Source organism: Nitrososphaera sp., assembly GCF_037447015.1.
Taxonomy (GTDB): domain Archaea; phylum Thermoproteota; class Nitrososphaeria; order Nitrososphaerales; family Nitrososphaeraceae; genus Nitrososphaera.
This window is the reverse complement of the sequence record NZ_JBBIHK010000024.1, coordinates 18,076-29,770: the sequence shown is the minus strand read 5'-3', so window position 1 is coordinate 29,770 and position 11,695 is coordinate 18,076. Positions and strand designations below refer to the sequence as shown.

Genomic DNA, 11,695 nt, shown 5'->3' with positions numbered 1-11,695 from the left:
TGCCTCCCTACTTTGAGAGCATGGTTGCGGCGCTGGACAGGTAGAGTAGTGGTAGCGGAAGTCTGGCTGGAGGGAGGCAAAGGAGGAAGAGGAGGGGAAGGGGAGAAACGGCACCATCATGCGCAACACACGCACACCTACTTTTTCTCTCCCCTTCCTATTTCACTCCAGCCCCATCTTTTTTCCTTTTTTACTCTGGCAGCCGGGACTCTAGAACCGGCGATGATAAGACTTAACTATAGTCAATAGCTACATCTTGCAGAGAAAAATGGCCCGATGGTGGTTCTCCCCGTTAGAAATTACAGATAACGGCAACGAGTTGGCTCCAGGCGCCACCAGGTACCAGCCTGCCTCCACGGCGATACAAAAGTCAGGGATGTTTTGCATCGACATGAGGAGGGTGTTTGTCAACATCAGCATGGACGGCAAGAACGACAGGATCGAACACCTGAAAAACATGGTGACTTCGATAATACAGGGCAAGGACGTCAGGAACACCAACGACCTCCTGATAGTCAGCGGCTTCCAGAGCGGAATGTCGCCGATAGTGCAGCGTGTCCACTACCTGATGAAGGACAAGCCGATCAACGAAATGCTGTCCGATTTTTACAAGACCCTCGTCTGCTCGTTCACGGATTTCCAGGATAACCATGTGACTTTGCACGTGCAGGTGTACGACATCGACGACCACGAAGACGTGAAAGAGTTTGTAAAGAGCGCGTCGTCCCTGGCAGGCAACGTTGCAGGCACGTTCCCGGTCATCACCCCCTATGTCGCGATGGGCTCTGCCGTCGCGACCGGCCTCGCCGGCCTGATAAGCAGCATAGAGGAGCACGACAAGATAATAGACCAGAACCTGCGGCTCACCATCACCAGGGAAAAGACAGGGTACAACCTCCTGCAGACTGGCCACTGGGTATGCTTTGAGAAAGAGTTGCCAGAGGACGGGGGGCTGGTTCTCGACCCGCACATGGCCATACTGCACAAGGACTCGAAAGAGCCGTTCGTAGACTGCAGCTATGCGATATACACGATAAGGGGCGAGGATGCGGCAGAGCCGGACTGGGAGATAGACCAGAAGGTGGCCAAGTTGCTGTCAGAGCTTGAGGGCAAGGGCAACAGCGGGAGGGCGCCGGTAGACTTTTTGCGCGAGACGATGGAAGGCTATACTGCGTTCAAAAAGCTAAAGAGGGTGCAGCAGCTGGAGAGGAAGGGCGGCGCAAGGACGCCAGAAGAGGACGCGCTCCTTGCAAGGCTGAGGGCAGACGACAGGATAGCGCAGTTCCTCTAGCAACCCTCATCTCGGTCATCGCCTTTTTCTCGTGCCTATTGTGTCTCTGTTCACAACAGCTGGCGGCAGGAGCGCAGGGCATTTCGCTGACGGTGTATAGGTGGAGGAAGAGGGGCGCAGGTTGCAGAGGGTAGGGATATATGCGCGTTTTTGAGATTAGAGCGCGCGCAACCATTGCAGTCGTCGTCAACCACGCGCTTTCAGCTTGCAGACGGGATATTTGCCCCAAGCGGTGACCAGCCGGAAGCCATCGCCAAGCTGACAGAAGGGGTGCTGCAAAATGGCGGCAGAGGAGGCAGCAGGAGGCAGACGCTCCTTGGCGTCACGGGCAGCGGCAAGACGTTCACGATAGCAAACGTCATCGCAAGGTCGAACAAGAACACGCTTGTCATATCGCACAACAAGACGCTTGCCGCGCAACTGTATGCAGAGTTCAAAGAGTTTTTCCCGCACAACAACGTCGGCTATTTTGTCAGCTTTTACGACTATTACCAGCCTGAAAGCTATATCCCGCAGACTGACACCTACATTGAAAAGGACACGGAGGTCAACGAAAAGATCGAGAAGATGCGCCTTGAGGCGACTGCGATGCTCATGTCAGGCGAGCCCACCATCATAGTCGCTACCGTCTCGTGCATCTATTCGCTTGGCTCGCCCAAAGAGTGGGAGGGGAGCGCCATCACGCTTGCCAGGGGCGACGTAATAGACAGGAAGACGCTCATCCGCCGGCTGATAGAGGGCAGATACGAACGAAACGACGTTGCCCTTGTGCCGGGCAAGTTCCGGGCAAAAGGCGACACCATCGACATAATCCCGGGATACTCTGACGACGTGATAAGGGTCCTGATGTTTGGCGACGAGATTGAAAGGATAAGCATACATGACCACGTCAGCATGAAAAAGCTGCGCGACGCAGGCTCGGTCACGATATTTCCTGCCAAGCACTACATCACTGCCGACGAGTCGCGCCAGCGCGCAATCGACTCCATAAAGGCAGAACTGGAAGAGTGGCTGCCGCAGCTGCCGTCAGAGCTTGAGCGGCAGAGGCTTGCATCCCGCACGAAATACGACCTGGAGATGATAGAGGAGCTTGGCTACTGCTCCGGCATCGAGAACTACTCTCGCCACCTTGACGGCAGGGCGCCGGGACAGCCGCCGTTCTGCCTCCTCGACTTTTTCGGCGACGACTTTTTGCTGGTGATAGACGAGTCGCACGTCACGCTGCCGCAGCTGCACGGCATGTACAACGGCGACCGCACAAGGAAAAAGTCGCTCATTGACTTTGGGTTCCGCCTTCCAAGCGCCTACGACAACCGGCCGTTGAAATTTGCCGAGTTTGAAAAGTACCTGAAAAACGTGATATTCGTCTCTGCCACGCCGGGCAAGTACGAGCTTGAATCAAGCAGCCAGGTGGTCGAGCAGCTAGTGAGGCCGACCGGCCTTGTCGACCCGAGGGTCGAGGTGAGGCCGACTGCCGGTCAGATGGAGGACCTCATCAGGGAGATAAAGGCAAGGGCGAAAAAGGACCAGCGCACGCTTATCACCACCCTCACAAAGAGGATGGCAGAGGACCTGGCAGAGTTTCTGGCAAAGAACGGCGTCAGGGTGCGCTATCTCCACTCCGAGATAGAAGGGCTGGAGAGGACGGAGCTGATACGGCAGCTGCGCCTCGGCGAGTTTGACGCGCTGGTGGGCATCAACCTGCTCAGGGAAGGTCTGGACATACCCGAAGTCTCGCTGGTGGCAATCCTGGACGCAGACAAGGAGGGATTTTTGCGCAACGAGACAAGCCTCATCCAGACGTTTGGCAGGGCGGCCAGGAACCTCGATGGCGCAGTCATAATGTATTCGGACAAAAAGACCGAGTCGATGCAGGCCGCAATCGATGAGACGGAGCGAAGGCGCGTCAGGCAGCTGCAGTACAACAGGCGCCACAGGATAACGCCAAAGACGATAGTCAAGCCGGTGCCGGAAAGCGCAGTCACAGGCGAGGTGGCCGCGGCTGTGGAGACAAAGTCGATGGCAAGGCAGGACCTGCTCAGGCTTGCGATAGAGACGGAGGCTACCATGAAAAAGTATGCCGAGCAGCTGGAATTTGAAAAGGCGATAATGTTTAGAGAAAAGCTGGCAAGGATCAAAAAGGCGCTTGGCGACCCGACGCCGGTGACGGAGGTGTCCTGACAAAGCCATGCACGACAGGATAATCATCAGGGGCGCCCGGCAGCACAACCTGAAAAACATACACGTCGAGATACCCAAGAACAAGATGGTCGTGGTGACCGGGTTGTCCGGCTCGGGCAAGTCGACGCTTGCATTTGACACGATATACGCGGAGGGCCAGCGCAGATACGTCGAGTCGCTTTCAGCGTACGCGCGGCAGTTCCTTGAGCTGATGGACAAGCCCGATGTTGACTCGATAGACGGGCTCTCGCCGGCAATATCCATCCAGCAAAAGACCACAAGCAAGAACCCCCGCTCGACCGTCGGCACCGTCACCGAGATCTATGACTATCTGCGGCTCCTGTACGCAAGGATAGGCATCCCCCACTGCCCCAGGTGCGGCAGAAAGATAGCCAGCCAGTCCGTCGACTCGATAACCGAGTCGGTCCTCAAGGCGGCAGAGGGCAAGAGCGCGATGGTGATGGGCCCGGTGGTGACTGCCAAGAAAGGCACGTACGAAAAGCTGTTTGAGGAGCTAAAGCAGCAGGGGTATTCCAAGATAAGGCTGGACGGCGAGGTGACCAATTTGGAAGAAGAAGACGATGACGGTAGCGACGAAAAAAGGCAGCTGCCCCGGCTTGACAAGCAGAAAAAGCACACGATTGAAGTCATCGTGGACAGGCTGAGGCCGTCTGCTGAGGAAAAGAGCAGGCTGTTTGAGTCCATCCAGTCGGCGCTCAAGATAGGCGGCGGCACCGTCGTGGTGTCAGCCGACGGCAAAGACGTGATGTATTCGCAAAAGAACGCCTGCCCCCACTGCGAGATAAGCATCGGCGAGATAGAGCCCCGCACGTTCTCTTTCAACTCGCCCTTTGGGGCGTGCCCGCAGTGCAACGGCCTTGGGATCAAGATCGAGTTCGACCCCGACCTGATAATACCTGACAAACAAAAGAGCATACTTGACGGCGCCATAAAGCCGTGGACTGGGCACTTTGCGACGTTCCGCTCGTCGATGCTCAAAGACGTCGGCAAAAAGTTTGGTTTCGACCTTGCAACACCGATAGCCAGGATGACGCCGAGGCAGCTTGCAGTCATACTGTACGGCACCGACGAGAGCATCCGCTTCAGGTACGAGTCGAGGTATTCAGACACAAGGTGGGAGTACAGCGGGACGTTTGAGGGCGTCATACCCAACCTCGAGCGCATTTACAAGACGACGGAATCTGAAAGCAAGCGCGAAGACCTTATGCAGTTCATGCGCGAGCGCCCCTGCGAGCGGTGCGGCGGCCGCCGGCTGCGCGACGAGGCCCTGGCGGTAAAGGTGGGCGGCAAGTCGATAATGGAAACCTGCGACCTGTCCGTCGAGTCGACGTACAGGTTCTTCCAGGCGCTAGAGCTGTCCGAGACTGAACGCTACATAGCCCGCACCATATTAAAAGAGATAATCTCCAGGCTGGAATTCCTGAGAAACGTCGGCCTGGACTATCTCACACTGAACAGGATGAGCGCGACCCTGTCCGGAGGCGAGTCGCAGAGGATCAGGCTTGCCACCCAGATAGGGTCGAACCTGACAGGCGTGCTGTACGTGCTTGACGAGCCCACGATAGGGCTGCACCAGCGCGACAACGCCCGCCTGATAGACACGCTGAAAAAGCTGCGCGACCTGGACAACACGCTTGTGGTGGTGGAGCACGACGAGGAGGTGATAAGGAGCGCCGACTGGATAATCGACATTGGGCCTGGCGCCGGCATCCACGGGGGCCACATCGTCGCAAGCGGGACGCTTGGCGACATCATGGCAAGCGCCGGCTCTGTCACGGGCGCTTTCCTGCGCGGCGAGCAGGTGGCGGCGCACACGCACGAGCGCAGGCGGCCGGCAGGCTGGCTGGCAGTCCACGGGGCGCAGGAGAACAACCTAAAGTCGATTGACGCCAGATTTCCGCTGGGCTGCATGACAGTCGTTACAGGCGTCTCTGGCTCGGGCAAGTCGACGCTTGTAAACGACATACTTTTCCGGGCCCTCTCCCAGCACTTTTACGGCTCAAAAGAGAGGCCGGGCAGGCACGCCCGCCTGACTGGGCTTGAGCACATCGACAAGGTAATAGGCATCGACCAGTCGCCGATAGGCAGGACGCCCCGGTCAAACGCTGCCACCTACGTCAACGCGTTCACGCCGATAAGGGAACTGTTTGCCAGGACGCCGCAGGCGCGCGAGATGGGCTACACTGCAGGCAGGTTCTCCTTCAACGTCGCAGAGGGCAGGTGCGACGCGTGCGAGGGCGGCGGCGTGAAAAAGATAGAGATGCAGTTTTTGCCAGACGTCTATGTCACGTGCGACGAGTGCAAGGGCCGGCGCTACAATTCAGAGACCCTTTCCATAAAGTACAGGGGCAAGGCGATTTCAGACGTTCTGGACATGACGGTAGAAGAGGCGCTTGCGTTCTTTGCAAACATACCTGCAATCACCAAAAAGCTGCAGACGCTCAGCGACGTGGGCCTCGGCTATCTGCGCCTTGGGCAGCCGGCGACCACCATGTCCGGCGGCGAGGCTCAGAGGATCAAGCTTGCGGCCGAGCTGTCAAGGCGCGACACGGGCAGGACGGTCTACATACTGGACGAGCCCACCACGGGCCTGCACTTTGCAGACGTGAGCAAGCTCTTGCAGGTGCTGAAAAGGCTGGTCGGCCTTGGCAACACGGTGATAATCATAGAGCACAACCTGGACGTAATTGCGTCGGCAGACTGGATAGTGGACCTCGGGCCGGAGGGCGGCGAGGGCGGAGGGAGAATAGTGGCCGAAGGCACGCCGGAGCAGATAAGCGAGGAGCCCAGGAGCTACACCGGCAGGTACCTGAAGCAAAAGCTGACTGCAACTGCTGCTACTGCCGCTGCCACTGCTACTACAACTGGTATTACTGCCAATAACACAGAAAGGCAGGCGGGGCGGTGAGCAGGCAACAACCATGACGGCGGCAGCGAAGATGACGACCATTACGCCGGCCATGCTGCGCGAAAAGAGGCTGCCCCACGAGCCGGGCGTCTACATCATGAAAGACGCTGGCGGCAGGATAATCTACATAGGCAAGGCAAAAGACCTCGCAAAGAGGGTCGGCTCGTATTTTGCAAAGAGGCACGAGCTGGCAGGCGACGCCAAGACGGCCCGGCTGGTCGGCGAGGTTGCAGACATCGAGTTCGTCGTCGTCGACAACGAGACAGAGGCGTTCCTGCTTGAGGCCAACCTGATAAGGCGCTACAGGCCCGAGTTCAACATCGAGCTCAAGGACAACAACAGGTATTCCTACCTGAAAATAACAGACGAGCCGTTCCCCCGGCTGCTGGTGGCGCGCAGGAACAGGGCCGGCCAGTTCCAGGGGCCCAAAGGATCGGTGTACGGGCCGTTTGTGCGCGGAAGCTCCAAGTACCTTACGATAGGGCTGCTACGCAAGCTGTTCAAGGTGCGCGTCTGCAACCGCCTGCCCAAGACGCCCTGCCTGCAGTATTTCATCAAAAACTGCGACGCGCCCTGCGTCGCCAAGGTGACGCAGGAAAGGTACATGCAGGGAATCGAGTCGCTACGGGAAATCCTGGAGGGCAAGAGCACGATAGACAGGTTTGCGCAAGAGATGGAGGCAGAGATGAAGCGCGCGTCCGATGTCGGCGACTACGAGCGCGCAAAGGAGATCCGCGACACCCTGTGGCGGCTCCAGGACCTTCGCGTCAGGCAAAAGATGGACAGGGCGCCGGGCAAGAACCCGGATGAAGAGTACATAGGCATTGCAAGGGACATCAGAAAGGGGGTCGCGCACGTCATGTCGCTCAAGCGCACCCACGGCGTCATTTCCGACAGGAAAAAGTTCCAGTTCGACCTTGTGGGCGACAACTCGCTTTCCACCTTCCTCCTGCAGTACTACTCGTCTGCGCCCACCATACCCTATGCGATATACACGAGCGAGGAGCCCGAGTCGAAAAAGGTGCTCGAAGTGCTGCTTGGCAAGCTCTCCGGCCACCAGGTAAAGATAACAGAGGCTCGCGGCAGCGGCGGCGAAAGGCAGGAGCTGATGGGCCTCATCATGCGCAACCTGGCGATGTACGTCGAGCGCGGCTATGCGCCGGCAGTAGTCGAGCTGAAAAAGGCGCTCGCCCTGCCGGTGATGCCGGACACCATAGACTGCTTTGACGTGTCAAACCTGGGCACGCAGATAGCAGTCGGCGCGTGCGTCAGGTTCGTCGGCGGCAGGCCCTACAAGCAGGGGTACCGCAAGTTCAAGATACAGGGAATGACAGGGCAGCAGAACGACTTTGCCATGATCGCCGAGCTTGTGCGCAGGCGCTATTCTTTTTCCCCTCCTTCTGCAGATGGAGGCGGTAGTGGTGGTGGCGGTGGCGACGTGCCTGACCTGGTGCTTATAGACGGCGGGCGCGGCCAGCTTGGCGCCGCGGTGGCGGCGCTTCGGGCACTTGGTTTTTCAGGGGTAGCCTGCGCCGGCCTTGCCAAGGAAAACGAGGAGGTCTATTTGCCGGGAAGGACGGAGCCTGTCACCCTGCCAAGGAGCCACGCCGGCCTGCGAATGCTGCAGCATGCAAGGGACGAGGCCCACAGGTTTGGCCTTGCCTACAACAGGCAGCTTAGAAAGATCGGGTCGTCATCATCGTCGTCGTCATCTCCACCTACTGTTGCTACTACCACCGGCGGCCCTACTCGACGCTGACGCTTTCCTTTCCTGCGTGCCGGCCGCCAGCCCCTCTTGAAAAAGAGTAAGACCTGCGCATCTCCTGCTCGGTCATCTCGATATAGCCGGAAAGGGCCACGTCTGCAGATTTCAGTGCCACCTGGGCCATGCGCGCCCAGGCCACCGACGCGGCCATGGCCAGATCCAGCGCCATCCTGCCGGCCGTAAAAGGCCACATCGCCATCTCGACGGCAGAATTTGCCGTCCTTCTTCTTTGCTCCTCGTCTCCTGCTACTGCTGCTGCCGCCATATGTGTATCGACGTTCAAAAATGGCCCTCCAAGCCTAAAAACTTATATCAAAACCGGCCTTTGCGAGGGATAAGAGAGACAAAAGGGCACGGAAATGAAAATAATACATATGCCTGAGATCGCGCCCAGATTCTGTCCGGCAGGGGTTTTCAGCAAAATGTAAATCCATCCTCTGCCAAATATATAGCTGTACATATGTGTGCGTGTGTGGCATGGAGGGATGATTGACAGTGGTCGCAGAATCGGTTGACGAAAACCCGTACTCTGTCTATTTTGCCCACTTTGCAAGCAAGCTTGAGCAGCACCTGAGAAAGAATGGCATCTCGTGCGACGACGCCGACAGGATAATCGAGGAGAGCTCGGCCATTTACTTTGAAAAGCTCAGCTCGTCGACCAACAGGCTGCTGAAGGCGCTGAGAAAGAACGACCCGGCAAACGTGTTTGTCGAGTCTGCCCACAGGGCAATCGAGCACTTTATACCCGAGGCCAAAGGCACGTTTGGCTCGCAGAACGAGATAGCAAGGGCAATCCGCTGATGGCGACAGCCGCTGCCGCCGGAGCGCAGGACTCGCACGACTTTTGCCCGTCGTGCGGCCACGAGTACGGCTACCACAACAGGGAAGGGCAGTGTCAGAAAGAATGCTGCCCCTGCGGCTCCAGCTGCGGCAGCCCCTAGGGAGGCGCAGGCTTTTGCTTTTTGTCCCTGCTTTTCAACCCCCCTTTGCCGTTGCTGCCTTTATAATAATCGTCGTCGTCACCAGGCTCGCTCTTGACCATTATCCACCGCCGCTGCTTGAAGTAAAAGAATAGCACGAGGGCAATCGCTGCCATGGTCCCTAGGACGACTGCAAGCCCAGCAGGGAAGGCCCATATGTTGTTCAGGTCAAGGCCGTTCATCCCGTAGACGCTCGAAATAAAGGTCAGCGGCAGGAGGAGGGACGCAAATATCGTCAGCGTCCTCACGGTGTCGTTGAGGTGCAGCGAGATGTTTGCCACGTAGAGGTCGCGGGTAGAGTTTATCGAGTCCCTCAGCGACTCTACCAGGTCTATGAGCTGGTTGATCTCGTCGTAGGCCACCTTCAGCCGGTGCACGCCATTGTTGTTGCTGCTGTTGCCGCCATCATCATCTTCCCCTCCTTCATCGGTGTTTATGATAATGTTGATGACGTGCCTCGTGTGCCAGAAATGCCTCCGCAGTATGATGATCTGCTTTGACAGGATGTCGAGCCTGTCCAGGGTCTTTTTCGTGGTCTTGTGGAGCGAGTCCTGGCCCAGGCTCGTTATCGAAAGCTCGACAGAGGTCAGCAGCTGCTCGTACGAGTTGACGATGCTTGTGATTATCGAGTAAAACACAGAAGAGACAGGGGACGCCATCATGTGGCTGTCTTTCTGCTCAAACAGCCGTCGGGTCTCTTCTACCGCATAGTCGCCGTGCGCCGAGTGGATGGTCACGAGCCATCCGTGCCCCATGAAAAAGTATACAGCATCGACTGAAAGCGTCCGGGCGTTTTCAAACCCCATCGAGAGCATCACAGTAAAGGTCTGGTCTCCAAAGACGCGGATCTGCGGCCTCTTGGACCGGTGCTCGTACATCTCGACGGCCTTTGGGTCTACTGCAAACCGCCCCAGGACGGCCCTGGCCTCTTCAGGCGAGGGATCCACCAGATCCACCCACACGTTATAGCCGCCCCTTTTGGCGCCGGAGATGCCCTCCAGTATCTGGACCTCGCTGTCGTTGTACATCACGGTCAAGGCGCTACCGCTGCTGTATTTGCTGCTGCCGTCCTTGCTGCTGGCCAGCATCTTTCTTTTCCTTTCACTGCTATTGCGGCGGCAAAATCATAAAGACTATTGGAGCTTGGCAGCGTGTGCATTCAATAGAGTGGCCAGAATGGACTCCTGCGTCAAACATTGACCCAATCCGGGCAGTGCCAAAGCATGTAGGAAAAAATACATCGCCATCTTTTTGTTGACGCGGCGCGATAACAGAGATAGTTAGTTAGTCCGTCCAATAGCAAACAAAACAAGGCAAGAAAAGAAAAGACAGAGCAACGCCGACGCACACACATACACAAGAAGAAAAAACCGACGACTGACTGCCATACGACAACAACAGCAACAGCGGGCTAGAACCGAACATACGCCAAAAGACCAAAACAAGCCAAGTTCATCGCCCCGGCTGAAGAAGAAGAGGCCGGGGCCATTCCAATTTTTCAAAAGCCTATTCAATAACAATAAAAACCGTTGTTGTCGCCCGGCGCGGCCGCTGGCGTCGCAGATGTTGTTATAGCAAATCGCTTCAGGTGCTGCCGCCTTTACTTTTTGGGGTATTTTGCCTCGATCTCATCCAGCAGCCGCCTTGCCTTGTCAGGGTCGCCTTCCAGCTGCTTGATGAGCAGATCCACCTTGGCCTCCAGCCTCTCGCTCGATTCCTTTGACTGGGGCGAGCCGACATACAGCAGGAAGGAGAGGCCGGCGACCTGCCACATCAGCTGCAAAAATTCGGACTGCCAGTTCTCCATCGTGTCCCGCAGCGTCTGGTTAAAGTAGCCTCCGGGCAGGACAGGCTGGTGATGCTCCTCTTGATCCTGGACGTATGCAAACCATGCAAACGTCCAGTGCGCTGCCAGGCTGGCCAGGAAAAGGCCCAGTGTGACCCAGATGTAGCCCCGTTTGCTCTTTTTTAGGAAAGAAAGGCCGTCCATGCGGTAATTTTGTAATCAGATCACTCTCAAGAGTAATGCTACATGATTCCGGACACATCCTCTGCAAGTTATCGCTACCGTGTGCTGCCTCCTCCCTTTGGTCTTACTCCTGCTGGCGGCCTCCCCCAAAGCAAAGAAAAGAAGATGATGATGAGGATGCGGCTTACTGGCGGTGTTTCTCCATGTACTGCTTTTTTACCTCGCGTATCCTTTCGGCGTAATCCACAGTCATGCGGGTAGGCGGGTCGAGGTCCATCTGCTGGTGCAGCACGCGCAGTATCCGCCGCAGCACCACCCGGGCGCCGCCGTCGATCGCGGCGTCCAGCGCGTCGGCCAGCGCCTGTGGGTTGTTGACTGTGTCCTCGAGGCGGATGGAGTACTTTTGCTCCAAATAGTTCTCCACCACGGCAGCCACCTTTTCGCCGAGGATCTTCATGCCCTCGGCCACGGCGGCAGAATACGCCTCCTCAAAGCTTGGCCTCTCTTCCACCCCGATGCACCCCCCGCTGCCGCGACGACAGCCCCGCTCCTCTTCCACCGCCGCCGTTATTATCGCCAC

General features: G+C 57.3%; 10 protein-coding genes. 6 read left to right on the top strand and 4 right to left on the bottom strand.

All coding sequences use genetic code 11. The annotated features are described in order from the left end of the window. The first annotated feature begins 319 nt into the window (after nt 1-319). The 4 genes from WKI84_RS09110 to uvrC all read left to right on the top strand — a co-directional run bounded on the left by WKI84_RS09110 (nt 320) and on the right by uvrC (nt 8,160). Nucleotides 320-1,291, top strand: coding sequence for a hypothetical protein (locus WKI84_RS09110; protein WP_337863234.1), 972 nt, complete (start codon nt 320-322; stop codon nt 1,289-1,291). A gap of 174 nt (nt 1,292-1,465) precedes the next feature. Beyond that, the gene (gene uvrB / locus WKI84_RS09105; RefSeq protein ID WP_337863233.1) at nt 1,466-3,472 is read left to right on the top strand and encodes an excinuclease ABC subunit UvrB; all 2,007 of its coding nucleotides are present in this window, start codon (nt 1,466-1,468) and stop codon (nt 3,470-3,472) included. Nucleotides 3,473-3,479: 7 nt separating this feature from the next. After that, nucleotides 3,480-6,401: an excinuclease ABC subunit UvrA gene (uvrA, locus tag WKI84_RS09100; RefSeq protein WP_337863232.1), complete on the top strand. Its 2,922-nt coding sequence runs from the start codon at nt 3,480-3,482 to the stop codon at nt 6,399-6,401. A 13-nt stretch (nt 6,402-6,414) separates the two neighbouring features. Continuing rightward, the gene (gene uvrC, locus WKI84_RS09095) at nt 6,415-8,160 is read left to right on the top strand and encodes an excinuclease ABC subunit UvrC (protein ID WP_337863231.1); all 1,746 of its coding nucleotides are present in this window, start codon (nt 6,415-6,417) and stop codon (nt 8,158-8,160) included. On the opposite strand, the gene WKI84_RS09090 is transcribed toward uvrC, so the two are convergent. Next, entirely contained in the window at nt 8,147-8,431 is a 285-nt protein-coding gene (locus WKI84_RS09090; RefSeq protein ID WP_337863230.1) for a hypothetical protein, read from the bottom strand. The genes uvrC and WKI84_RS09090 overlap by 14 nt on opposite strands. 230 nt (nt 8,432-8,661) lie before the next feature. Between WKI84_RS09090 and WKI84_RS09085 the strand changes: the two genes are divergently transcribed. Together WKI84_RS09085 and WKI84_RS09080 are read left to right on the top strand one after the other, a co-directional pair. After that, entirely contained in the window at nt 8,662-8,967 is a 306-nt protein-coding gene (locus WKI84_RS09085; protein ID WP_337863229.1) for a hypothetical protein, read from the top strand. Continuing rightward, nucleotides 8,967-9,107, top strand: coding sequence for a hypothetical protein (locus WKI84_RS09080; protein WP_337863228.1), 141 nt, complete (start codon nt 8,967-8,969; stop codon nt 9,105-9,107). The genes WKI84_RS09085 and WKI84_RS09080 overlap by 1 nt, the downstream gene beginning before the upstream one ends. Here the strand turns inward: WKI84_RS09080 and WKI84_RS09075 are convergent. The 3 genes from WKI84_RS09075 to WKI84_RS09065 form a co-directional block, all read right to left on the bottom strand. After that, nucleotides 9,104-10,234, bottom strand: coding sequence for a CorA family divalent cation transporter (locus WKI84_RS09075; protein ID WP_337863227.1), 1,131 nt, complete (start codon nt 10,232-10,234; stop codon nt 9,104-9,106). The genes WKI84_RS09080 and WKI84_RS09075 overlap by 4 nt on opposite strands. A 512-nt stretch (nt 10,235-10,746) precedes the next feature. After that, complete coding sequence (locus WKI84_RS09070; RefSeq protein ID WP_337863226.1) at nt 10,747-11,136, bottom strand: DUF6766 family protein; 390 nt, start codon at nt 11,134-11,136, stop codon at nt 10,747-10,749. A 163-nt stretch (nt 11,137-11,299) separates the two neighbouring features. Then, nucleotides 11,300-11,695 carry a hypothetical protein gene (locus WKI84_RS09065; protein WP_337863225.1) on the bottom strand — a complete coding sequence of 132 codons (396 nt, stop codon included), beginning with the start codon at nt 11,693-11,695 and terminating at the stop codon, nt 11,300-11,302.

Bases quoted from the DNA above. Each gene is read 5' to 3' on its own strand.
- uvrA (WP_337863232.1), top strand. From the start codon at position 3,480: ATGCACGACAGGATAATCATCAGGGGCGCCCGGCAGCACAACCTGAAA.
- uvrC (WP_337863231.1), top strand. From the start codon at position 6,415: ATGACGGCGGCAGCGAAGATGACGACCATTACGCCGGCCATGCTGCGC.
- WKI84_RS09090 (WP_337863230.1), bottom strand. From the start codon at position 8,431: ATGGCGGCAGCAGCAGTAGCAGGAGACGAGGAGCAAAGAAGAAGGACG.
- WKI84_RS09080 (WP_337863228.1), top strand. From the start codon at position 8,967: ATGGCGACAGCCGCTGCCGCCGGAGCGCAGGACTCGCACGACTTTTGC.
- WKI84_RS09075 (WP_337863227.1), bottom strand. From the start codon at position 10,234: ATGCTGGCCAGCAGCAAGGACGGCAGCAGCAAATACAGCAGCGGTAGC.
- WKI84_RS09070 (WP_337863226.1), bottom strand. From the start codon at position 11,136: ATGGACGGCCTTTCTTTCCTAAAAAAGAGCAAACGGGGCTACATCTGG.